Source organism: Halomonas shantousis (assembly GCF_054654615.1).
In genome coordinates this window covers 1,269,028-1,291,867 of the sequence record NZ_BAAIER010000002.1, presented here as the reverse complement: position 1 = coordinate 1,291,867, position 22,840 = coordinate 1,269,028, and the positions used below count along the sequence as shown (strand labels likewise).

Annotated in this window: 19 protein-coding genes; 14 read left to right on the top strand and 5 right to left on the bottom strand. The window is 62.9% G+C overall.

Annotation, left to right across the window (positions count from 1 at the left end):
- Positions 1 to 44 precede the first annotated feature (44 nt).
- The gene (locus tag ACYQ12_RS06470; RefSeq protein WP_459869274.1) at positions 45 to 3,506 is read right to left on the bottom strand and encodes a DNA translocase FtsK; all 3,462 of its coding nucleotides are present in this window, start codon (positions 3,504 to 3,506) and stop codon (positions 45 to 47) included.
- Positions 3,507 to 3,843: 337 nt separating this feature from the next.
- The gene (locus tag ACYQ12_RS06465; protein WP_459869272.1) at positions 3,844 to 5,028 is read right to left on the bottom strand and encodes an MFS transporter; all 1,185 of its coding nucleotides are present in this window, start codon (positions 5,026 to 5,028) and stop codon (positions 3,844 to 3,846) included.
- 15 nt (positions 5,029 to 5,043) lie between these two features.
- Here ACYQ12_RS06465 and aat point away from each other — a divergent pair, with 15 nt between their 5' ends.
- From aat to infA, 3 genes are all read left to right on the top strand, one after another.
- A complete protein-coding gene (gene aat, locus ACYQ12_RS06460) occupies positions 5,044 to 5,769 on the top strand; it encodes a leucyl/phenylalanyl-tRNA--protein transferase (protein WP_459869270.1) in 726 nt (241 codons plus the stop codon).
- The gene (locus tag ACYQ12_RS06455; protein ID WP_459874472.1) at positions 5,759 to 6,502 is read left to right on the top strand and encodes an arginyltransferase; all 744 of its coding nucleotides are present in this window, start codon (positions 5,759 to 5,761) and stop codon (positions 6,500 to 6,502) included. Before aat ends, ACYQ12_RS06455 begins: the two co-directional genes overlap by 11 nt.
- Before the next feature lie 164 nt (positions 6,503 to 6,666).
- Positions 6,667 to 6,885 (top strand): translation initiation factor IF-1, encoded by a 219-nt coding sequence (infA, locus tag ACYQ12_RS06450; protein ID WP_013332816.1) that lies wholly within the window; start codon positions 6,667 to 6,669, stop codon positions 6,883 to 6,885.
- Between the two features lie 116 nt (positions 6,886 to 7,001).
- On the opposite strand, the gene clpA is transcribed toward infA, so the two are convergent.
- The 3 genes from clpA to icd form a co-directional block, all read right to left on the bottom strand.
- On the bottom strand, positions 7,002 to 9,269 hold the full coding sequence (gene clpA / locus ACYQ12_RS06445) for an ATP-dependent Clp protease ATP-binding subunit ClpA (RefSeq protein WP_459869265.1): 2,268 nt from the start codon (positions 9,267 to 9,269) through the stop codon (positions 7,002 to 7,004).
- Positions 9,270 to 9,375: 106 nt separating this feature from the next.
- Entirely contained in the window at positions 9,376 to 9,765 is a 390-nt protein-coding gene (clpS, locus tag ACYQ12_RS06440) for an ATP-dependent Clp protease adapter ClpS (protein WP_459869263.1), read from the bottom strand.
- A gap of 209 nt (positions 9,766 to 9,974) precedes the next feature.
- Entirely contained in the window at positions 9,975 to 11,231 is a 1,257-nt protein-coding gene (gene icd, locus ACYQ12_RS06435) for an NADP-dependent isocitrate dehydrogenase (RefSeq protein WP_459869261.1), read from the bottom strand.
- 133 nt (positions 11,232 to 11,364) lie between these two features.
- Between icd and ACYQ12_RS06430 the strand changes: the two genes are divergently transcribed.
- From ACYQ12_RS06430 to ACYQ12_RS06380, 11 genes are all read left to right on the top strand, one after another.
- On the top strand, positions 11,365 to 11,979 hold the full coding sequence (locus ACYQ12_RS06430; RefSeq protein ID WP_459869259.1) for a pseudouridine synthase: 615 nt from the start codon (positions 11,365 to 11,367) through the stop codon (positions 11,977 to 11,979).
- A complete protein-coding gene (locus tag ACYQ12_RS06425) occupies positions 11,976 to 12,425 on the top strand; it encodes an NUDIX domain-containing protein (protein WP_459869257.1) in 450 nt (149 codons plus the stop codon). The genes ACYQ12_RS06430 and ACYQ12_RS06425 overlap by 4 nt, the downstream gene beginning before the upstream one ends.
- A gap of 132 nt (positions 12,426 to 12,557) precedes the next feature.
- Positions 12,558 to 13,685: a tRNA 2-thiouridine(34) synthase MnmA gene (mnmA, locus tag ACYQ12_RS06420; RefSeq protein WP_459869255.1), complete on the top strand. Its 1,128-nt coding sequence runs from the start codon at positions 12,558 to 12,560 to the stop codon at positions 13,683 to 13,685.
- The gene (gene hflD, locus ACYQ12_RS06415) at positions 13,682 to 14,332 is read left to right on the top strand and encodes a high frequency lysogenization protein HflD (protein WP_459869253.1); all 651 of its coding nucleotides are present in this window, start codon (positions 13,682 to 13,684) and stop codon (positions 14,330 to 14,332) included. Before mnmA ends, hflD begins: the two co-directional genes overlap by 4 nt.
- Positions 14,333 to 14,419: 87 nt before the next feature.
- Complete coding sequence (purB, locus tag ACYQ12_RS06410) at positions 14,420 to 15,784, top strand: adenylosuccinate lyase (protein ID WP_459869251.1); 1,365 nt, start codon at positions 14,420 to 14,422, stop codon at positions 15,782 to 15,784.
- Between the two features lie 108 nt (positions 15,785 to 15,892).
- A complete protein-coding gene (locus ACYQ12_RS06405; RefSeq protein WP_459869249.1) occupies positions 15,893 to 17,089 on the top strand; it encodes a JmjC domain-containing protein in 1,197 nt (398 codons plus the stop codon).
- Entirely contained in the window at positions 17,086 to 17,541 is a 456-nt protein-coding gene (locus ACYQ12_RS06400) for a GNAT family N-acetyltransferase (RefSeq protein ID WP_459869247.1), read from the top strand. Before ACYQ12_RS06405 ends, ACYQ12_RS06400 begins: the two co-directional genes overlap by 4 nt.
- A gap of 16 nt (positions 17,542 to 17,557) precedes the next feature.
- Positions 17,558 to 18,868: a carbohydrate porin gene (locus ACYQ12_RS06395; RefSeq protein WP_459869245.1), complete on the top strand. Its 1,311-nt coding sequence runs from the start codon at positions 17,558 to 17,560 to the stop codon at positions 18,866 to 18,868.
- 432 nt (positions 18,869 to 19,300) lie between these two features.
- Positions 19,301 to 20,899 (top strand): isocitrate lyase, encoded by a 1,599-nt coding sequence (locus tag ACYQ12_RS06390; RefSeq protein ID WP_459869243.1) that lies wholly within the window; start codon positions 19,301 to 19,303, stop codon positions 20,897 to 20,899.
- A 270-nt stretch (positions 20,900 to 21,169) separates the two neighbouring features.
- On the top strand, positions 21,170 to 21,637 hold the full coding sequence (locus ACYQ12_RS06385) for an outer membrane lipoprotein (protein WP_459869241.1): 468 nt from the start codon (positions 21,170 to 21,172) through the stop codon (positions 21,635 to 21,637).
- A 179-nt stretch (positions 21,638 to 21,816) separates the two neighbouring features.
- On the top strand, positions 21,817 to 22,806 hold the full coding sequence (locus ACYQ12_RS06380) for a lipid A deacylase LpxR family protein (protein WP_459869239.1): 990 nt from the start codon (positions 21,817 to 21,819) through the stop codon (positions 22,804 to 22,806).
- The last annotated feature ends 34 nt before the right edge of the window (positions 22,807 to 22,840 follow it).

Genomic DNA, 22,840 nt, shown 5'->3' with positions numbered 1-22,840 from the left:
CTTTCACGATCGTATTGCTTTCACGATTGCCGCAACGCGGCATCTCACTCCCCGACCGGCGGCGGCGCCAGGACTTCACGGCTGCCATTACTGCCCATCGACGATACCACCCCGGCCATCTCCATCGACTCGACCAGCCGCGCAGCCCGGTTGTACCCGATCTTGAAGCGTCGCTGCACGGCGGAGATCGACGCTCGACGCGACTCGGTGACGAACTGCACGGCCTCGTCGTAGATGGCATCCTGCTCGGCATCGTCGGCCTCGCCGCCTTCGGCCTCGAGACCGGTCAACGCCTCGGCGGAGACGCCGCCGGAGAGGATCTCCTCGATATACTCCGGCTCGCCGCGACGCTTCCAGTCCTCGACGACGCGATGCACCTCGTCGTCATCGACGAAGGCGCCATGTACGCGGGTCGGCATGCCCGCCCCGGCCGGCAGGTAGAGCATGTCGCCGTGGCCCAGCAGGTTCTCGGCCCCGCCCTGATCGAGGATGGTGCGCGAATCGACCTTGGAGGAGACCTGGAAAGCCATACGCGTTGGAATGTTGGCCTTGATCAACCCTGTCACCACATCCACCGACGGGCGCTGCGTGGCCAGGATCAGATGGATACCGGCGGCACGGGCTTTCTGCGCCAGACGGGCGATGAGCTCCTCGACCTTCTTGCCGACGATCATGAACATGTCGGCGAACTCATCGATGACCACCACGATATAGGGCAACTTCTCGAGAACCGGCGGCTGCTCGTGCATCTGCCACGGCTGGGGCTCCCAGAGGGGATCGGCGACCTGGGCACCGGCACGCTCGGCCTCGTCTAGCTTGGCATTGAAGCCGGCAATGTTGCGCACGCCCATCGATGCCATCAGCTTGTAGCGCCGCTCCATCTCGGCCACGCACCAGCGCAGCCCGTTGGCCGCCTCCTTCATGTCGGTGACCACCGGCGCCAGCAGGTGCGGAATGCCATCGTAGACCGAGAGCTCCAGCATCTTGGGGTCGACCATGATCATGCGCACTTCTTCGGGAGTGGCCTTGAGCAGCATCGAGATGAGCATGCCGTTGACGCCCACCGATTTGCCCGAGCCGGTGGTGCCCGCGACCAGCAGGTGCGGCATCTTGCCGAGATTGGCCACCACCGGGCTGCCGCCGATGTCATGCCCCAGTGCCAACGTCAACGGTGACGCGGCCTGCTGATAGGCATCGGAGTCAATGACCTCGCGCAGGCGGATCATCGCCCGATTGGGATTGGGAATCTCGATGCCCACCGTGGGACGCCCGGGAATGATCTCCACCACGCGCACGCTCTTGACCATCAGCGAACGCGCGAGATCCTTGGCAAGGTTACTGATCTTGGACACCTTGACCCCGGCCGCCGGCTTGATCTCGAAGCGCGTGATGACCGGTCCCGGCCAGGTCTCGACCACCTCGGCCTTGACTCCATACTCCCGCAGCCGAACCTCGAGCAGTTCGGCCATGTCGGCGAGCTGCTCCGGCGTGTAATTGGGCTGATGCGGGTCGGCCGGCGTCAGCAATTGCAGCGAAGGCAGCGTGCCATCGGGCTCCGGCAGGTCATCGAGGACCGGACGCTGGCTCTGCAGATGCTCGACCGTCCACAACGTCGGGCCTTCGGGATCTTCTGCCGCAGCGCGCGCCTGTTCGGCACTGGCCATGCGCCCGTACGCCTCGTCCATCGGTTGCGGGGCATGGGTCTCTTCCGGCTCGGGGGGCGCTACCGACAGCGGCGACGCTGGCGGTTGCTCGGTCGATGCTTGCGGAGCTGGCGCTTGCGGAGCCGGTGGCGCCGGAGAAGAAGCGGAACGGGGCGTCGGTGTTGCGGCAGCCGGGCTATCGCTCTCGGCATCGTCCCAGCTGACCCGAGGGCGTGGCCGGGCCGGCGTGACAGGATCCTCGGTACGCGAAATATCGCTCGCCTGCGGCTCGTGCGCCGTCACCGCGGCAGCTTCTGCGCCCTGCTGCCGGGCGGTCGATGAATCGGCCGCGGCAGGGACGGACGGCGAATTCGCCTCCCCGGAAGATGCCGCCCGGCTTGCGGCGGCTTCGTCGTGGAATTCGGCCTCATCACGAGAGCGATCCTCGGCGCCAGGGCCATGTCGGGAAGCAGCGTCTCGATGCACCGGCGCGGTCTCCGGCTGTGCCGTATGCGCTGCGAAACCCTGCCCGCCGGGCGTCTCTTCATCGTCACGCCGTGCCTGTATCGGCGCCGACCAGGGGGCCCTCAACTCATCATCGTCGTCGTCATCCGCCAGCATGGGTTCGGGAATGCTCTCAGGGAAGCGCCGCCGGGCGACATCGCCCCTGGACTCGCTCTGTCCGGCTCGTGCGTCGGCGACAGCCGTCTGCGGCTTTGCCTCACCCTCCGCGGCAGATGCCGCAAGCGGCGGCGTCCGTTCCGGGATCGATGAGGGTGGCATGTCGCCTCCCTGGACACGGGCAGCCTCGCGAGTCGGCCCCTCCTCCTGCGCCTGACGAGCACTGTAGGCCGCTGCCGGCTGCTTGGCCGATGGAGTACGCTCGGGCATGTCCCAAGGAATATCGCTGTTGCCATCGTTACGCCAGGCCGACCACGAGGGTTCCTGCGTCTCGTCACTGCCCTGGGCAAACGTGTCCTGCAGCGACGGCTCGACACGCGGCCCTCCCGCCAGTTCGGGCTCGCGCTGGAGATAGGCGGGCTGCTCTGTCCGGCGCCGGGGCATCAGGCGCTGCCACCAGGACGCATGCCGTGTGTCGTCATGCGCGTAGACCGATTCCGCATCGGTATTCGCCGCCTCATCCGTGTCGGCAGGCATGGCATCCTCATCGGCGTCACGATGCATTTCACGCTTGTCTCGCATTCCCGTGAATCGGCCGCGGACCCAGTGAAACAGACGGTGAGCCCTTTCCCCCAGCTCGTCCATGACGGTCAGCCAGGACATGCCGGTGAACAGCGTGAAGCCACTCATGAAAGCCGCCAGTGCCAGAAGCGTAGCCCCCCGCACATCCACCAGTGCCTGCAGCGTACCCGCCAGCCCTCTGCCCAGAATGCCGCCCGCGGCGTAGGGCAGATCGCTGTCCGGCTGATAGAAATGCAGATCCCCCAATGTCGTGGTACTGAGCAGCAGCAGCATCAGCCCCCCGGTCCTGATCGCCAGCACCGTGGGATCCCACTCGAAATTCACCTGACGGGAACGCATCAGGCGCCAGGCCGCGAAGCCCAGCATACCGGGCCCCCACAAGGCGCTGGCACCCAGCAGCGAATACAGCACATCCGCCAGCCAGGCGCCCAGTGTCCCCATCCAGTTGGAAACCTCCTGTTCCGGACCGCTATGCGACCAGCCGGGGTCTCCCGGGTTGTAGCTGAACAGCGCCAGCAGCAGAAACACGCAGAGCGCCAGCAGGACAATGATGACGCCTTCGCGCGTCACGCCCTGCAGACGAACCCCGAAGCGGCGTGCCCGTTCTCTGGCCTGGGTCGCTGTCCGGCGGCGACCGCCGGTTTTCTTGTTGACACTCAAGTGGCCATCCCCCTTGCGCCACGAAGGGCGTCTATCTCAAATCCAGCAAACAGTGCCATTCACCACTGGCGACGCCCGATGAGCGTGGTCCGCCGCCAGGACAGTGCGCCATCCTCCACTTACCTTATCATCCGCTTACCCTGGAGAGCCGATAGCGCTGCGGTTCAAGACCGCCATCATACCGAGCCAGCGTCCGCCATTATAGGGGTACGCGAAGCCTCCCGCTGCCCGCCCTGCAGTCGAGACCGGCGGACCCGGAGAACGCTGGAACTCCTGCCAAGGTGCCGATTCCCGCCGCGCCTTGATTCTCTTTCGGCCCGGCGCGCAACGGCACCCGTCACGATTCAAGCCGCATCTCGCTGCGGGCAGGCAGACCCCGTGTGGCACGCCCGGCCAGCGCCACGATCATGCCACCGGCAAGCACCAAGGCCACCAGCGCACCCCGCAGGCCGATGAACTCGGCCAGCAGCCCGATCATGGGAGGGCCTCCCAGCAGACTGACGTACCCCAGCATGGTGACGGCGGCGATGCCGCCAGCAGGCGACATGATCCCGCTACGCCCGGCACAGCCGATCAGACAGGGATAGACGGTGGACAATCCCAGCCCGGTAAGGGCGAAGCCTGCCATCGCGGCACCGGGAGTGGCCACGACCACCGCCAGTCCCATTCCGGCAATGGCCAGCAAGCCGCCGATACGCAACACCGCCACGCTCGACACTGCATCGAGCCAGCGGTCACCCACCAGCCGCCCCCCGGCCATCAGGGCGGTGAACAGCGCCAACCCCAGCGCAGCATACCCGCCCTGAGCCCCCAGCTCGGTCATGTAGATCGCTGACCAGTCGGTCATGGCCCCCTCGATGAATACGGTACAGCTGGCCAGGGCACCCAGCAGCCAGACCTGTCCCCGCGGACGCACGACCAACGGCTCGGCAGCGGGATTGGCGCGAGGCTCGAGCGGTAGCAGATACCGGCCCAGCAGGCCGATGCCCACCAGTGCCAGACAGGCCAGCAGCGGCAGGTGTATCGACGGAGACAGCCCCAGCGCCGCAAAGCCGCCGCCGATCAGGGCGCCAGCCATGCCACCCAGGCTGAACATGCCGTGGAAGGAGGACATGATCGAGCGCCGATAGCGCCGCTCCAGACTGGCGGCCTGGTCGTTCATGGCTACGTTGAGCAGCCCCTCGCCAGCCCCGAAGACGATTAGCCCCAGCCCCAGAAAGAGACGATCGGCTGCCAGGCCGATGATCAGCAGCGATGCCGCCGTGCCGAGACTGGCCATGATCGTCATTCGACGGCTGCCGTAACGCCCGTTGAGGTAACCGGAAAACAGCGTCAGACTGAAGGTGCCCACGACAGGACACAGCAACAGCAGGCCGATTTCCGCCTGGCCAAGTGCCAGCGTCTCGCGCAGATCGGGAAGGCGCACCGCCCAGCTGGTCAGCGCCAGCCCATTGAGCGCAAAGAAAAAGGCAATCGCCAGCCGTGTTGCCGGCCGGCTGCCGTGATGCTCCATTATCGACATGGTGATCGTTCCTTCATGCTTCCCTGGTTACCCACTCATCCCGTGCAGTTTCCTGACCCGTCCCGCGCTCTGGCGGAGCCCGATGGCCTGCTGGCCGCCGGCGGCGCACTCACTCCCGCCTGGCTGCTCGCCGCTTATCGAAACGGTATCTTCCCCTGGTTTTCCGAAGGCCAGCCCATCCTGTGGTGGAGTCCGGACCCTCGCCTGGTCCTGTTTCCCCAAGAGCTCAAGGTGCGCCGAAGCCTGGCCAAGCGCTTGCGCAACGGGGGCTTTAGCGTAACGTACGACAATGCCTTCACCGAGGTCATGCACGCCTGCGCCACCATGCGGGCCGAGACGGACGGCACCTGGATCACACCGGAAATGGAGTCCGCCTACCGCGAGCTGCACGCGCTGGGTCACGCCCATTCGGTGGAAACCTGGCACGAAGGACAACTGGTGGGCGGGTTATATGGCATCTCGCTGGGGCGCATCTTCTTTGGCGAATCGATGTTCAGCCGCGTACCGGACGCCTCCAAGGTAGCGCTGGTGCATCTCTCCCGCCATCTTGCCAGCCACGGCGTCGTCCTGATCGATTGTCAGGTGTACACCCCGCACCTGGCCAGCCTGGGCGCACGCGACATCGCCCGCGCCACGTTCATCGACTATCTTGAGAATCATGCGCATCAGGCTCCACCCGCGGGGCTCTGGTATGGCCACACACTCCATGATCATGGGAGCCCGTCTCAACGTGAGCAGTAACACCCCGCAGCAGCCCGAGCGGGATCTACGCTTCTTCCTGACGGTACCTCACGCTTGCAGCTACCTGCCTGAGCGCGAGGCAACCACACTGTTTCTCGACCCGCAGGAGTCGCCAGGCCAGGGCGTCTATGATGCATTGGCTCTACTCGGCTTTCGTCGCAGCGGACGCCATCTTTATCGGCCCCACTGCGAAGGGTGCCGGGCCTGCGTGTCGGTACGCATTCCCGTCGACGATTTCTCGCCAAGCCGCACCCAGCGCAAACTGTTCAATCGCAACCGGGACATGACGACACATATACGTTCCGCCGAGTATGACGAAGAGCATTATGCACTTTATGCCCGCTACATCCGGGCACGGCATGCCGACGGCGACATGCATCCCCCCAGTCACGAGCAGTACCGAACCTTCCTGACCCTCGATCACCCCTATGCCCGGCTGATCGAGTTCCGTCTCGACGGCGAACTGCTGGCCGTGGCCGCCACGGACGTGCTCAGTCACGGCCTGTCCGCCATCTACACCTATTACGATCCCGCCGCTCGTCATGAGCGCCGCTCCCTGGGCAGTTACGCCATCCTCCATCAGATCGAACTGGCACGACGCCAGGGGCTGCCGCACGTGTATCTGGGCTACTGGATACAGGAATCGCCGAAGATGAACTACAAGAACGCCTTCCAGCCACTCGAATATCTCGATGACCGGCGCTGGCGGCGCCAGATTCCCCGCTTCCTCTGACGTTTTTTGCCTTGGCGCGCGGCATGCGGCACAATATCGGGCTATCTTCAAAACCGATGCAGGTACGCGCTACCTGTTTTATTGCGAAAGCGCAAATCCGAACATTTGAAGATTCGCATTCGATTCGAATGCGATACCTAACGGACACATGAGGAAACGCCTATATGGCACGTGAAGACCATATCGAGATGGAAGGGGTCGTCGTCGACACCCTCCCCAACACCATGTTTCGCGTCGAGCTGGAGAATGGCCACGTCGTGACAGCCCATATTTCGGGCAAGATGCGCAAGAACTACATTCGTATCCTGACCGGCGACAAGGTCAAGGTCGAGCTGACGCCTTACGATCTCTCCAAGGGACGCATCGTCTATCGCTCGCGCTGATCGCGACACGCGTCGTCGCCCCGGACATCGCGACAATGCCCACATGGCACGCAGAGACATAAAAAAACGCCCCGTCATGTGACAGGGCGTCGCTGGTTAGCAGGCACTGGGGCAGATCAGGCCAGTTCTGCCTCCGTCGCCAGATGCAGCTCATCACCTTCCACGGTGATATGCACCACACCTCCATTATCGGCCAGCTCGCCAAACAGGATCATCTCCGCCAAGGGCTTCTTGAGCTTTTCCTGGATCACGCGAGCCATCGGACGCGCCCCCATTTCGGGATCGTAGCCCCTCTCCGCCAACCAGGCGCGGGCCTCCTCGTCGACATCCAGTTGGACACGCTTCTCATCGAGCTGGGCCTGCAGTTCGACCAGGAACTTGTCGACCACGTTACGCACCACCGCAGGCGCCAGGCCGTGGAACTGGATGATGCCGTCCAGGCGGTTACGGAACTCCGGCGAGAAGGTCCGGCGAATGACCTCCATGCCATCGGTGGAATGATCCTGCGTCTGGAAACCGATGGAACGACGTGCCATCTGCTCGGCCCCGGCGTTGGACGTCATGATGATGATGACGTGGCGGAAATCCGCCTCGCGCCCGTTGTTGTCGGTCAAGCGGCCGTGGTCCATGACCTGCAGCAGCAGGTTGAAGACTTCCGGGTGCGCCTTCTCGATCTCGTCGAGCAGCAGTACGCAATGGGGCTGCTTGGTAATCGCCTCGGTCAGCAGACCGCCCTGATCGTAGCCGACGTAGCCGGGAGGTGCCCCGATCAGCCGTGACACGGTGTGGCGCTCCATGTACTCGGACATGTCGAAGCGCACCAGCTCGATGCCCATCAACTGCGACAACTGCTTGGCCACCTCGGTCTTGCCCACCCCGGTCGGACCGGCGAACAGGAAGCTTCCCACCGGCTTATCCGGCGCCTTGAGGCCCGCACGCGACAGCTTGATGGCCGCCGACAACCCCTCGATCGCCTCGTCCTGGCCGAAGACCAGCATCTTCAGGTCGCGCTCGAGATTCGACAGCAGCTTGCGGTCGGAACTGGACACGCTCTTCGGCGGTATGCGGGCAATCGATGCCACGACCGCCTCGACCTGCTCGATATCGATGGTCGCGACGCGCATTTCCGGTGGCAGCAGCCGCTGATGCGCACCAGCCTCGTCGATCACATCGATGGCCTTGTCCGGCAGATGGCGATCATTGATGTAGCGATCGGCCAGATGCACGGCGCTTTCGAGTGCCGCATCGGTGTACTTCAATGCATGATGCTCCTCGAACCGCCCACGCAGCCCCTTGAGGATACGGATGGTGTCGTCGACGGAGGGCTCGGGCACATCGACCTTCTGGAAACGCCGCGCCAAGGCGCGATCCTTCTCGAAGATACCGCGGAACTCCTGGAAGGTGGTCGAGCCGATGCAGCGCAACTCACCGGAAGAGAGCAGCGGCTTGAGCAGGTTGGAAGCATCCATGACCCCACCGGAAGCCGCTCCCGCACCGATGACGGTGTGGATCTCGTCGATGAACAGGATCGAGTGAGGCTCCTTGCGCAACTCGGAGAGCAGGCTCTTGAGACGCTTCTCGAAATCGCCGCGGTACTTGGTGCCGGCCAGCAGCGCGCCCATGTCGAGCGAATAGACCACCGCATCGGCGATGACGTCGGGAACATCCTCTTCCACGATGCGCTTGGCCAGCCCTTCGGCGATGGCCGTCTTTCCGACCCCCGCCTCGCCGACCAGCAGCGGATTGTTCTTGCGGCGACGAGCCAGGATCTGCACCACACGCTCGAGCTCGTGATCGCGACCGATCAGCGGATCGATCTTGCCCAGGCGCGCCTGCTCATTGAGGTTGGTGGCATAGCCCGTCAGCGGATGGGCATTGCCCTCCGTGACGCCCTCTTCGGCCTCCTCGGACTCCTGGGAAGCGGAGGAGGAGGACTGACCATGGCCGGCCACCTTGGAGATGCCATGGGCGATGTAGTTCACGGCATCGACACGCGCCACGTTCTGCTGTTTCAGGAAGTAGACCGCCTGGCTCTCCTGCTCGGAGAAGATCGCCACCAGCACGTTGGCGCCGGTCACTTCGGACTTGCCGGATGACTGCACATGGAAGACGGCACGCTGCAACACGCGCTGGAATCCCAGCGTCGGCTGGGTTTCGCGATCCTCCTGGTCATCGGGAATCAATGGTGTAGTAGAGTTGATGAAATCCTGCAGATCAGCACGCAACTTTTCCAGGTTGGCACCACATGCACGCAACACATCAGCAGCAGAGGCGTTGTCCAGCAGGGCCAGCAGCAGGTGCTCCACGGTCATGAACTCGTGTCGCTTGGAACGCGCCACGGTGAAAGCCGTGTTCAGGGTGAGTTCAAGTTCTTTGCTCAGCATGGCAGTCCCCTTTTAGCCGCCTCGGGCATCAATCGGCTCTTTCACAATCGGGCACAAACGGGAGATTCGCAAGTGGCACATGCAAACAAACGTGTCGTGCCACGCTTCAATCGGCCCTGTCGATATCGCACAGCAGCGGATGCTGGCATTCCCGGGCATATTGATTGACCTGATGGCATTTGGTTTCCGCGATATCGCGGGTAAAGATGCCGCAGGTCGCCTTACCTTGAGTATGGACGGCCAGCATGATCTGTACCGCCTTTTCACTCTCCATGGCGAAAAAGGTCTGTAGCACTTCGACGACAAACTCCATGGGAGTGAAATCATCGTTATGCAACACCACCTTGTACATCGGTGGCGGTGCCAGTTCAGGATCGCTGGGGCGAACCGCCACATCGCCCTGCTCGTCCCCTTCGGGATCGGGCGGACGGGTCATGCCGGCCCTGATCGGTACCAGCACGAAGCTACTCGGTAAATCATAGTCTGTTTCAAACATAAGTGGCTGAATCCATGAATTCACGCCAGGCACAACGCAAAGTGACCGTAACGAGGTGCGTCGTGGCGACGCTCCTCCTGCCCAGCTTAGACGCCTCTTTGACGTCCGGGTTCCTTGAAGATGACGCCGGCATTGGGGGGATGCAAGTCTCCCGTACAAAAAAGCCCTCGTCCGCTGAGCGGACGAGGGCTTTTGGCGCAAGCGTCGGCTTACATGTTGTCAGCGACGGCCTGACCGAACTCGGAGCACTTCAGCAGCACGGCCTTTTCCATGACACGGTGGAAGTCATAGGTGACCTCACCCTTGGAAATGGCCTTTTCCATGCCCTTGACGACCAGATCGGCCGCTTCGACCCAGCCCATGTGGCGCAGCATCATCTCGGCGGAGAGGATCAGTGAGCCGGGATTGACCTTGTCCTGGCCGGCATACTTCGGCGCGGTGCCGTGAGTCGCCTCGAACATGGCCACCGCATCGGACAGGTTGGCGCCCGGCGCGATGCCGATGCCGCCGACTTCCGCCGCCAGCGCGTCGGACAGGTAGTCGCCGTTGAGGTTCAGAGTGGCGATGACGTCATACTCGGCCGGACGCAGCAGGATCTGCTGCAGCATGGCATCGGCGATGACGTCCTTGACCACGATCTCCTTGCCGGTATTGGGGTTCTTGAAGGTCATCCAGGGGCCGCCGTCGAGCAGTTCGGCTCCGAACTCCTCCTTGGCGATCTGGTAGCCCCAGTCCTTGAAGGCCCCTTCGGTGAACTTCATGATGTTGCCCTTGTGCACTAGGGTCAGCGACTCGCGGTCGTTGTCGATGGTGTACTGCAGGGCCTGACGTACCAGACGCTTGGTGCCTTCCTCGGAAACCGGCTTGACGCCGATGCCGCACATCTCGGGGAAGCGGATGTTGGTGACGCCCATCTCTTCACGCAGGAACTTGATGACCTTCTCGGCTTCCGCGGTGCCAGCCTTCCACTCGATTCCGGCATAGATGTCTTCGGAATTCTCGCGGAAGATGACCATGTCGACGTCAGAAGGCTTCTTGACCGGGCTGGGCACGCCCTCGAACCAGCGTACCGGGCGCTGGCAGACGTACAGGTCGAGCTTCTGGCGCAGCGCCACGTTCAGGGAGCGAATACCGCCACCCACGGGCGTGGTCAGCGGACCCTTGATGGAAACGACATAGTCCTGGACGGCTTCCAGCGTCTCATCGGGCAGCCAGGTGTCGGGGTCGTAGACCTTGGTGGCCTTCTCGCCGGCATACACTTCCATCCAATGGATCTTGCGCTCGCCGTTGTAGGCTTTCTGCACGGCCGCGTCGATGGCGATTTTCATCGCCGGGGTCACGTCAACCCCGATGCCATCCCCTTCGATGAACGGAATGATCGGCTCATTCGGTACGTTCAGGGTGTTATCGGCGTTGACGGTAATCTTTGCGCCGCCTTCAGGGACGACAATTTTCTGGAACCCCATTGTAACTCCCCTGTGGTGTCTTCAGTGGAGCCGGGAGTATAGCATCGCGCCCCCCAGCCGGAGTAGGCTTTCCCGGTGAACCGATCGAAAGTCGCGATGACGACCTCAGGCAAATCGACTCAATGGCGCCCTGATGAGCACCCTCTACCTGCTGCACAAGCCGTACCGCATGCTTTCCCAGTTTACCGACGACCAGGGCCGCGCCACCCTGGCCGACATGTTCGACGTGCCCGGCGCTTACCCCGCGGGGCGTCTCGACTACGACTCCGAGGGCCTGCTGCTGCTCACCGACGATGGCGCTCTGGCCCATCGCATCAGCCATCCCGATCACAAGCAACCCAAGACCTACTGGGTCCAGGTGGAGGGCGAACCCGACGAAGACGCCCTGGCCGAACTGCGACGCGGCGTAGCGCTCAATGACGGCCCGACCCGGCCGGCCAAGGTCCGGCGCATCGCTCCGCCCTCTCTGCCCGACCGACACCCGCCCGTTCGTCGCCGCGACAGTGTACCGACCGCCTGGCTGGAACTGACCATTACCGAGGGACGCAACCGCCAGGTGCGTCGCATGACGGCGCATGTCGGTCATCCCACGCTGCGCCTGATTCGCGTCTCCATCGGGGCTTGGCGATTGAATGACCTGGCACCGGGACAGTGGCGCGCCGAGACCCTGCACGCCCCCCGGCAACCTCCGAAACGGCCGGGCAGACGCTCCCTCTCCACACGCCCCGGCAAGGAGCGACACCGATGAAACGCTGGACACCCCGAGTCACCGTAGCCACGGTGATCGAGCGCGCGGGACGCTACCTGCTGGTCGAGGAGGACAGAGGCGGCCCATTCAGCCTGTTCAACCAGCCGGCAGGCCACCTGGAGCCCGGAGAACGGCTGGTCCAGGCCGCCGAGCGCGAGACCCGCGAGGAGGCGGCCTGGCAGGTCGCCATCACGCACTATCTGGGCCTGTACGTCTTCACCGCTGCGGATGGGCTGGTCTTTCATAGCCACGCTTTCGTCGGTCTGCCTCTGGCCCACCTGAACAGCGCCCTGGACAAGGACATCGTCGCGACCCACTGGCTGACGCTGGACGAGATCGACGACCTGCATCGTGCCGGACGGCTGCGCAGCGCCCTGGTCATGCAGCGTCTGCGCGATGCGCGCAGCGGCCGCCAGTTTCCTCTCGACATCATTCGCGAACGCTGACGCTCGAAGCGTCAAGGCGATTTCGGGTATGATGTCGCGCACTGTTCTCACTCCATTCAGCCGGGAACGACTGTTCCGAGAGTGACGATTCCGAGAGTGACGATTTCGAGAGGGACCATTCCGAAAGTGACTATGTCTCAACCTATGGGGCCTCGAGCCACGGGCAAGGTCATCGTCGGCATGTCCGGCGGTGTCGACTCCTCCGTTTCCGCCCTGCTGCTGCTCGAACAGGGCTATCAGGTCGAAGGCCTGTTCATGAAGAACTGGGACGAGGACGACGGCACCGAGTACTGTACCGCCAAGGAGGATCTGGCCGACGCCCAGGCCGTCTGCGAGCGTCTGGGCATCACGCTGCATACCGCCAACTTCGCGGCCGAATACTGGGACAACGTCTTCGAGCATTTTCTGGCCGAGTACCGTGCCGGGCGCACCCCGAACCCGGATATCCTGTGCAACCGCGAAATCAAGTTCAAGGTGTTCCTGGAGTACGCCGAGATGCTCGGCGCGGAGAAGATCGCCACGGGCCACTACGTCCGGCGCGGTGAGCGTGGCGGACATGCCCGGCTACTCAAGGGCCTCGATGCCAACAAGGACCAGAGCTATTTCCTGCATGCCGTGCCCGAGGCGGCCATCGCCCGCACCCTGTTCCCGATCGGCGAGCTGGAAAAGCCGGCCGTGCGCGAGCTGGCCGAGCGGCACGGGCTGGCCACCGCGCGCAAGAAGGACTCGACCGGCATCTGTTTCATCGGCGAACGGCGCTTTCGCGACTTCCTGCAGCAATACCTGCCGGCACAACCCGGGCGGATCGAGACACCTGAAGGGGACGTGATCGGTGAACACATGGGATTGATGTACTACACCCTCGGTCAGCGTCAGGGACTGGGAATCGGCGGTTTGGCCCGCTATCCCGAGGAGCCCTGGTATGTGGCCGGCAAGGATCTCGAGCGCAACGTTCTTATCGCGGTACAGGGCAAGCATCACGACCTGCTCTATAGCGACAGCCTGGCCACCGAAGCCATGGACTGGGTCGCGGGAGAGGCGCCGGCTCCTGAAGCCCAACTGACCGCCAAGACCCGTTATCGTCAGTCCGACGTGCCCTGTCGCATGCGGGTGCGTGACGATGGTGGCGTCGACGTCCTCTTCGATCGGCCGCAGCGTGCCGTGACGCCCGGTCAGTCGCTGGTGCTCTATGACGGCGATATCTGTCTGGGCGGCGGCGTGATCCGCGAGACATGGAACGCCCGGGAGCGTGCGGCATGACGCCCTCTCCGATACAGCGCGCCCCGGACAGCGCCGTGAGCCGCCAGGTATTGGCCCTGGCTGGAGTCTTTCAGGCGGCCGCCGTGGTCGACTCGCTGGCGCGCACCGGTCAATGCGACGAGCGCGCCTGGAACACGCTGATACGCGCCACTCTCGATACCGACCCTGAGAGCTTCGAGGCAATCTATGGCGGGCACCACAACAATCTGCGCCTGGGCATCGATGTGCTGGACGCGATACTCAACCGTCAGCGCACCGATCCGGCCGTGATGCGTTATGGCTTCTCCCTGTTGCTGCTGATGCAGAAGCTGCGCAAGCGGCCGGACATGATGGCGACGCTGGGTGAGCGATTGACGCGTGTTCAGGGCCAGGCCCGACATTTCGGCGAGACTCACGAGAATGTGATTGCCAGCCTCGGAGAGCTCTACCAGGACACGCTTTCCACCTTCCGTTACCGGATCGTGGTACAGGGCGATCCCAGCCTGTTGCAGAGCCGCACGATGCCGGAAAGGGTCCGGACGGCGCTACTCGCCGGTATCCGCTTTGCCCTGCTCTGGCATCAGCAGGGTGGCCGGCGCTGGAAGCTGCTGGTGGCCCGCAGCAGCATGAAGAGAGCGCTGGATGAGCTGGACCGCCGCCAGACTTGAGGCTTCGCCTTTGTCGATCCTGCCCTGTTTCCCGATGCAGGGTCGTATTCGCCTTTCCTTATCACCGTCATCATTTCGGAACCGACCATGCAGCTTTCCGCTCTTACCGCCCTCTCTCCCGTCGACGGCCGCTACGGCAGCAAGGCCGAGGCTCTACGCGAGCATTTCAGCGAGTTCGGCCTGATTCGCGCCCGTGTCACCGTCGAAGTCCGCTGGCTGGAGCGGCTCGCCGCCCACCCGCAGATCGTCGAAGTGCCGGCCCTGTCTACCGAGGCAAAGGGCTTCCTCGACGCCCTGCTGAGCGGATTTTCGGTGGAGGACGCTGCCCGCATCAAGGAGATCGAGCGCACCACCAATCATGACGTCAAGGCGGTGGAGTACTTCCTCAAGGAGCGCATCGCCGACAACGCCGAACTGCATGCCGTCAGCGAATTCGTGCATTTCGCCTGTACCAGCGAAGATATCAACAACCTTTCTCACGGCCTGATGCTCAAGGGCGGACTCGGCGTGCTGTTGCCGGCGATGCGCGACATCGTCGCCGCAGTCGAGGCGCTTGCCCATCAGCATGCCGAACAGCCGATGCTGTCGCGTACCCACGGTCAAACCGCCAGCCCCACCACGCTGGGCAAGGAGATGGCCAACGTCGCCTATCGCCTGAGACGTCAGCTCAAGCAGATCGAATCCGCCGAACTGCTGGGCAAGATCAACGGCGCAGTGGGCAACTACAACGCTCATCTGGCAACCTATCCGGAGATCGACTGGGCTGCGAATGCACGCACCTTCGTCGAAGAACTGGGACTGGCCTTCAATCCCTATACCACCCAGATCGAGCCCCACGACTACATCGCCGAGCTGTTCGACGCGATATGCCGTTTCCATACCATTCTCATCGACTTCGATCGCGACGTCTGGGGCTACATCTCGCTGGGCTATTTCAAGCAGCGCACCGTCGAGGGCGAGATCGGCTCCTCGACCATGCCGCACAAGGTCAACCCCATCGACTTCGAGAATTCCGAGGGCAACCTGGGCCTGGCCAACGCCGTGCTCGGCCACCTGGCCCAGAAACTGCCAATTTCCCGCTGGCAACGCGACCTCACCGACTCCACGGTGCTGCGTAACCTGGGGGTCGGCCTGGCCTACGGGCTGATCGCCTACCAGGCCACGCTCAAGGGAATCTCCAAGCTCGAAGCCAATCCGGCGCGCCTGGCCGAAGATCTCGACAACAGCTGGGAAGTGCTCGCCGAGCCGATCCAGACAGTGATGCGCCGTTACGGCATCGAGAAGCCCTACGAGAAACTCAAGGAACTGACCCGCGGCAAGCGCATCGACCAGGCCGGTTTCGCCGCCTTCATCGATACGCTGGCACTTCCCGACGAGGTCAAGGCGGAACTCAAGGGCCTGACGCCAGCCACCTACACCGGCAACGCCGCCGCCCAGGCCCAGTCGCTGTAGTTAGACTACACACCCATCATGGCGGGCACCGCTCCCTGTTGAAATGCATGGAATCGGTGCCTGCCTTTTCATCTACGCTGTTGAACACATTCAGCGCGGGAGAGCGAGATGACAGCCAACACGCCTCTGACCCTGCTCGGCGAGCGATCCGCCGCCCAGTTCCTGACCGAATACTGGCAGAAGAAGCCTCTGCTGATCCGAGGCGCCCTGCCCGGCTTCACCAGCCCCCTGTCGCCCGATGAGCTCGCGGGCCTGGCCTGCGAGGAAGGTGTAGAGGCCCGGCTCGTCGAGGAGCATGGGCGCGATCCGCAAGGCAACCCCAAGGCCTGGCAGGTCAGTCACGGTCCCTTCGACGACGCCACCTTCGCCCGGCTGCCCGAGCGGGACTGGACCCTGCTGGTCCAGGCCGTGGATCACTATGTACCCGAGGTGGCCGAGCTGCTCGAGCAGTTCGACTTCCTGCCTCGTTGGCGACTCGACGACATCATGATCAGCTATGCCCCTCCCGGCGGCAGTGTGGGACCGCATGTCGATCATTACGATGTCTTCCTGCTTCAGGCCAGCGGCACCCGGCGCTGGCAGTTGGGCGGCCTGATCGAGGATGATGCTCCCATCGTCCAAGGTATTGATCTGCGGATTCTCGAGCATTTCGAGGTTACGCCCGGCGAGGACTGGCTTCTCGAACCCGGCGACATGCTCTACCTCCCGCCAAGACTCGCGCATCACGGTGTCAGCCAGTCCGAGGACTGCTTGACGATCTCGGTAGGCTTTCGCGCCCCCTCGGCCGATGAGATCGTCTCCTCCTATGCAGACTACCGCGGCGAACAGCTCCCCGAGTCGCTGCGCTACTCCGATGCCGGTCTCGCCCCCCCCCGCCATCCCGGCGAGATCGATAGCGAGGCGATCGACCGAGTCCGCGACCTGCTGCTGGCCACGCTCGATGATCCCGCCCAGATTCTGCAGTGGTTCGGCCGCACCATGACCCAGCCCAAGTATGCCGACCAGCCGGCGGCCCTCGAAGAGCCGGTCGATGCCGGCGAGGTCGAAGCCTGGCTGCGTGACGGCGGCCTTCTCGAGCGTGCCCCGGGGTCGCGCTTCGCGTTCCGCGAGCTCGATGACAAGAGAGCCACCCTGTTCGTCGATGGCGATGGACTCGAGTGCTCGCCACGCCTGGCTCGTCATCTCGCCTCGAGTGCCGTCATCGACGCCGACATTCTTCAGGATCGGGAAGCCGTCGCCCTGCTGGCCGGGCTGTTGAACCGCGGCAGCCTGACCTGGCCGGGCGAAGAGGAAGACGACGCATGACTTCGACCACCGTGAGCAACATCACGATACGCCAGGGGGACTGGCAGACACTCGGTGCGGTATGTGGCGAGATCCGGCGTCTCGTGTTCATCGAGGAACAGGCCGTACCGGAGCAGGAAGAGTGGGATGGTCGTGATCCGGACTGTCTGCACTTCTTGCTCGTGCAGGACGAGCAACCGCTGGGCACGGCACGTCTGTTGCCCGACGGGCACATCGGTCGTGTCGCAGTATGCAAGGAAGGCCGCGGGCAGGGTCTGGGACTCATGTTGATGCAGGCCGCCATCGAGGCCGCCCGGGATGCTGGACACTCCGAAGTATTACTCGACGCCCAGCGACATGCTCTACCCTTCTATCAGCGCCTGGGCTTCGAGGCCTTCGGCGACGAGTTTCTCGACGCAGGCATCGTGCACCGCAGTATGCGGTTGACGCTCGGGACAGGAGACGCACAGTAAGTATGAAGGGGGGATTATGTCCATCAAAGGGGGTCTTCGTTACGGTATTCTGACACTCGGCTTATGGAGTGTCTGCGGCCAGGCTCAGGCGTATTCCATTTTCGACCCCGATTCGCCATGGATGCTTGGCGACTGGGGCGGTACGCGCAGCAACCTGGAGCGACAGGGTCTGGAGTTCGATCTTCGCTATATTTCGGAGTCGGCATGGAACGCCCATGGTGGCTACGATCACGATCGCACGGTGCGCTACAGCGACCAGTGGACTGCCGGCCTCTCTCTCGATCTCGACACGCTGTTCGGCCTACCGAACGCAAGCTTTCAGTTCACCTTGACCAACCGCAACGGCGACGATCTCACCGCAGATCGTCTGGTCAACCCCGCAGGCGGCAGCGTCTCCTCGGTGCAGGAAGTTCATGGTCGGGGCAACGTCACTCGCATCACCCAGCTGTGGTATCGGCAGAAATTCTTCGACGAGGCGCTGGATTTCAAGATCGGGCGCATTCCGGTCAGCGACGATTTCGCCACCTTCAGCAGCAACTTTCAGAACCTTTTTCTGGGTGGCAGCCAGCCAGGCAATCAGGCGGGCGCCATCTGGTACAACTGGCCGGTCAGTCAATGGGCAACGCGCGTCAGGTGGAACGCCACACCCGAGTATTACGTGCAGTTGGGCGTCTTCGATCTCAACCCTTCCAATCTCGACCCCGATCACGGCCTGGACCTCAAGCATAGCGGTACCACCGGCGCCCTGATTCCCGTGGAGTTCGGCTGGACACCTGAACTGGGTGGCGACTCACTGCCTGGGCAGTACAAGATCGGGGGCTACTACAGCACGGCCGAGGCCACGGATTACACGGCCGACCGGCAGGAGGCCACGCAGGACTATCGCATGGGGCTCTACTACGTGGTGAACCAGCAGGTCACCACTCACCACGGCGATGCCTCGCGGGGGCTGTCCCTGTTTTCCATGGGCACCTGGAACGATCAGGACACCGCCTATATCGACAAGTACGTCTCGGTCGGGATGAACTACAACGGGCCTTTCGATGCCCGTCCCAAGGATGATTTCGGTATCGGCCTGGCCTGGGCCAACGTCAACGAACACTACGATGCCTACATGCGCCGCGACGAGGCGTCCCTGGGAGGACAGCCCTCTCCGGGCCCACGCCCGGCCCAGGGCGAGGAGTACGACGCCGAGATCTACTACGGATTTCATGTGGCCAACTGGCTGGTGCTGCGCCCCAACGTGCAGTACGTCGTGCACCCGGGCGGAGTGAACGATACCGATGATGCGCTTGTCGGCGGTTTGATGGTGAAGGCCGAACTCTAGCCCATTCGTTTCAGCTCCGGGCCACATTGCCGCACCCATCCGGCGGGTTCATCGCCAGGCCTTTCGCAGGTTGCCGGTCGCTGCAAAACGGACCGGCTTCTTTCTTCTCGAAACCGGACTACAAGATCGCGAGGTCAGGAGGCCTGTTTGTAGTCAAACTACAACGCCCCCTGCCCCTAAGTAATAATTGTTGAGCCCCGCCATCCTGGGAGATAGTCCTTGCCAAGACGCGAGGACGACGGCTCTCACCGCATGCGCTTCGAGGTGCTTGTAGTGAACATGACCGACGCCGACTTGCTCCCCGCTTCCGACCCGAACAATACCGGCAGCCGGGTCGAACCTGGACAACGCCCGTACGCAGCATGCCACCGCAATGGCGTCCTGGGTCATAGGCTTCCAGGCAATCCGCTCCTACTGAAGAAGGATGTCACCATGTCAGCTTACCAAGACGATCTCAACGCCATCGCACGTTTGCGTGACGCCCAGGGTGGCGCCTGGGACAACATCAATCCCGAATATGCCGCACGCATGAAGGTCCAGAACCGCTTCAGGACCGGCCTGGACATCGCCCGCTATACCGCCGGGATCATGCGTCAGGACATGGCCGAGTATGACGCCGACGCCTCTCAGTACACGCAGTCGCTCGGCTGCTGGCACGGTTTCATCGGCCAGCAGAAGATGCTCGCGGTCAAGCGCCATCACGGCACTACCAAGAAGCGTTACCTGTACCTGTCGGGCTGGATGGTCGCCGCCATGCGCTCCGAGTTCGGCCCGCTGCCCGACCAGTCCATGCACGAGAAGACCAGCGTGCCGGCTCTGATCGAAGAGCTGTACACCTTCCTGCGCCAGGCCGACGCTCGCGAACTGGGTCATCTGTTCCACGAACTCGACGATGCCCGCGCCAAGGGCGACGAAGTCAGCGCACGCAAGATCCAGGAGCAGATCGACAATTTCGAGACTCATGTCGTCCCGATCATCGCCGACATCGACGCCGGTTTCGGTAACGAAGAAGCCACCTATCTGCTGGCCAAGAAGATGATCGAAGCCGGCGCCTGCTGCATCCAGATCGAGAACCAGGTCTCCGATGCCAAGCAGTGCGGCCACCAGGACGGCAAGGTCACCGTGCCCCACGAGGACTTCATCGCCAAGATCAATGCCGTACGTTATGCCTTCCTCGAACTCGGCGTCGACGATGGCGTGATCGTCGCACGCACCGACTCGCTGGGCGCCGGCCTGACCCAGAAGGTGCCGGTATCGCAACAGCCCGGCGACCTGGCCTACCAGTACAACAGCTTCCTGGAGACCACTCCCGTGGCCTCGGCCGACGATGTGGTCGAAGGCGACATGGTCATCAAGCTGGACGGCCAGCTGCGCAAGCCGGTACGCCTGCCCAACGGGCTTTACAAGTTCCGCCAGGGCAGCGGTGAGGATCGTGTGGTCCTGGATTGCATCACTTCTCTGCAGAACGGCGCCGATCTGTTGTGGATCGAGACCGAGAAGCCCCATGTCGGTCAGATTGCCAGCATGGTCAATCGCATCCGCGAAGCAGTACCGAACGCCAAGCTGGTCTACAACAACTCGCCGTCCTTCAACTGGACGCTGAATTTCCGCCAGCAGGTCTTCGATGCCTGGCAGCAGGAAGGCAAGGACGTTTCGGCCTACGATCGCGCCAGTCTGATGAGCGCCGAATACGACGATACCGAACTGGCCTCGGTGGCCGACGAGTGGACGCGCAACTTCCAGCGCGACGGCGCACGCGACGCCGGTATCTTCCATCACCTGATCACGCTGCCCACCTACCACACCGCGGCGCTGTCCACCGACGACCTGGCCAAGGGCTACTTCGGCGATGAAGGCATGCTGGCTTACGTGGCCGGGGTGCAGCGTCAGGAAATTCGCAAGGGCCTGGCCTGCGTCAAGCACCAGGACATGGCCGGCTCCAACCTGGGCGATGACCACAAGGAGTACTTCTCCGGCGAAGGCGCCCTGAAAGCCGGCGGCAAGGACAACACCATGAACCAGTTTGGCTGATGTCGGCTGGCTCCGAGTAAGCGTTTGGAACCCTTGGGGAGGCCTGGCCTCCCTTTTTTCGTTATCCACATCCTCATGATGACGTTGGAATGCCATTTCCTTCGCATCATTTCCTTCGCATCATTCTCTTCATGACTTCGCGTCGTTAATGACACTTTCCGTCAGCGGGCTGGTCGAAGCCCGTGTTACACACTAAAATCATTTTAGAACACTGTTTTCATGAACATGTTGGCATGCGGACACGGCTGGCATAGAAGCAAGGAGTTTCCTATGAAGCGTTACCTTCCCATCCTCGCCCTGGGCGTTCTGACGCTTGCGGGCTGCGCCAATACGGCACCCTACTCGGGGGATGTCTATACCGGCAATCAGGCCAAGACCGGGCAGACCGTTTCCTATGGCACCATCGTCTCCCTACGCCAGGTCCAGATCCAGGCCAACGATGAAAGCGGCGGCGTTCTGGGCGGACTCGGCGGCGCCGTGGTGGGTGGCCTGCTGGGCAACCAGATCGGTGGCGGCTCGGGACGCACCATTGCGACGGCAGTAGGGGCGATTGGCGGCAGCGTTGCCGGACGCAAGACGGAAGATGCTGCCAACCGCACTACCGCCTGGGAGATGGAAATACGTCGTGATAGCGGGGACAACATCATCGTGGTACAGCGTGCCGATCGCGACTGGCAGGTCGGGCAACGTGTGCGACTGGTGGGCAGCGGCGCCAACCTGAGCGTCGCCCCCTACTGAGAAATCCCGGTCTCCTATACGGATGCTTCCCCGAGGGGACGTCCATCATTGCAGCGGCGCCCTGAAAGGCGCCGTTTTTTATTCACACCGGCTGTATCTGTCCTCACCGGTTCCGTTGCGCTATCGTCAGGTATTTACATACGCTATTGTATGTACATAAGTCAGCACAAGGACACGACATGAAGACAGGACGCCTCTCGCAGCGCCTCACCCTCTTTACCTTACTGGCAGCTCTGGCAGCCCCGGCTTCGGCCGAGGGGCTACTGTCACTCAAGGCCGAGAATGATGTCTTTGCCAGTAGCGACGACGGGCACTATACCAACGGCATCGAGCTCATCTGGTCCTTTGAGCCCAGCGGTGACCATTGGACACGCCGTATGGCCAGCCTCCTTCCCGGCTGGTCGGCTTCCGGCCTCGATAGCGTCGCCTATCGCTTCGGGCAACAGATCTACACCCCTAACGACATCAGTACGCCGCGCCTGATCGAGGATGATCGCCCCTACGCCGGCCTGCTGTTGGGTGGCGTATCGCTTTTCGACGACGTGCAGCATGCGGGATGGCGTCAGGCCAGCAGCGTGCATCTCGATGTCGGGGTCGTCGGGCCGGCATCCGGCGGCGAGAAGGTTCAGCGCAACTTTCACCACCTCATCGGTAGCGAGAAACCGCGGGGCTGGGACAACCAACTGGAAAACGAGCCCATTCTCAATCTCGCTTACAAGCGCCACTGGTGGCGACAGGACCGCCTTGCCGGCCTGGAACTCGAATATGGTCCAAGCCTCGGTTTCTCGTTGGGCAACCTTTATACCTATGCCTCCAGCGGGCTGGGGTTACGCTTCGGACAAGGGCTCGATCGAAGTTTCGGCATTCCTGCCGTAGCCCCCGCGCATGGCGGACGAACGTACTTTCAGGCCGGTCAGGGCTTTGGCTGGTACGCCTTCGCCAACCTCGAAGGACGCTACATGGCTCACAATCTGCTGCTCGATGGCAACACCTTCGAAGACAGCCACTCCGTGGATCGACGCGAATGGGTCGGCGACGCCCAGGTCGGCGTGGCATTGACCTGGGACCAGTGGCAGTTGGCCTATACCACCGTATGGCGCACACATGAATTCGAGACCCAGCGGGAACACGACCAGTTCGGCTCATTGACCCTTTCCACCTGGCTGTGACGCAACATGAAAAATCCCCGCGAAGTGCGGGGAT

Excerpts from the sequence above, each read along its gene's own strand:
- ACYQ12_RS06465 (WP_459869272.1), bottom strand. The coding sequence starts at position 5,028 with ATGTCGATAATGGAGCATCACGGCAGCCGGCCGGCAACACGGCTGGCG.
- aat (WP_459869270.1), top strand. The coding sequence starts at position 5,044 with ATGCTTCCCTGGTTACCCACTCATCCCGTGCAGTTTCCTGACCCGTCC.
- infA (WP_013332816.1), top strand. The coding sequence starts at position 6,667 with ATGGCACGTGAAGACCATATCGAGATGGAAGGGGTCGTCGTCGACACC.
- clpA (WP_459869265.1), bottom strand. The coding sequence starts at position 9,269 with ATGCTGAGCAAAGAACTTGAACTCACCCTGAACACGGCTTTCACCGTG.
- clpS (WP_459869263.1), bottom strand. The coding sequence starts at position 9,765 with ATGTTTGAAACAGACTATGATTTACCGAGTAGCTTCGTGCTGGTACCG.
- icd (WP_459869261.1), bottom strand. The coding sequence starts at position 11,231 with ATGGGGTTCCAGAAAATTGTCGTCCCTGAAGGCGGCGCAAAGATTACC.
- ACYQ12_RS06430 (WP_459869259.1), top strand. The coding sequence starts at position 11,365 with ATGAGCACCCTCTACCTGCTGCACAAGCCGTACCGCATGCTTTCCCAG.
- ACYQ12_RS06425 (WP_459869257.1), top strand. The coding sequence starts at position 11,976 with ATGAAACGCTGGACACCCCGAGTCACCGTAGCCACGGTGATCGAGCGC.
- mnmA (WP_459869255.1), top strand. The coding sequence starts at position 12,558 with ATGTCTCAACCTATGGGGCCTCGAGCCACGGGCAAGGTCATCGTCGGC.
- hflD (WP_459869253.1), top strand. The coding sequence starts at position 13,682 with ATGACGCCCTCTCCGATACAGCGCGCCCCGGACAGCGCCGTGAGCCGC.
- purB (WP_459869251.1), top strand. The coding sequence starts at position 14,420 with ATGCAGCTTTCCGCTCTTACCGCCCTCTCTCCCGTCGACGGCCGCTAC.
- ACYQ12_RS06405 (WP_459869249.1), top strand. The coding sequence starts at position 15,893 with ATGACAGCCAACACGCCTCTGACCCTGCTCGGCGAGCGATCCGCCGCC.
- ACYQ12_RS06400 (WP_459869247.1), top strand. The coding sequence starts at position 17,086 with ATGACTTCGACCACCGTGAGCAACATCACGATACGCCAGGGGGACTGG.
- ACYQ12_RS06395 (WP_459869245.1), top strand. The coding sequence starts at position 17,558 with ATGTCCATCAAAGGGGGTCTTCGTTACGGTATTCTGACACTCGGCTTA.
- ACYQ12_RS06390 (WP_459869243.1), top strand. The coding sequence starts at position 19,301 with ATGTCAGCTTACCAAGACGATCTCAACGCCATCGCACGTTTGCGTGAC.
- ACYQ12_RS06385 (WP_459869241.1), top strand. The coding sequence starts at position 21,170 with ATGAAGCGTTACCTTCCCATCCTCGCCCTGGGCGTTCTGACGCTTGCG.
- ACYQ12_RS06380 (WP_459869239.1), top strand. The coding sequence starts at position 21,817 with ATGAAGACAGGACGCCTCTCGCAGCGCCTCACCCTCTTTACCTTACTG.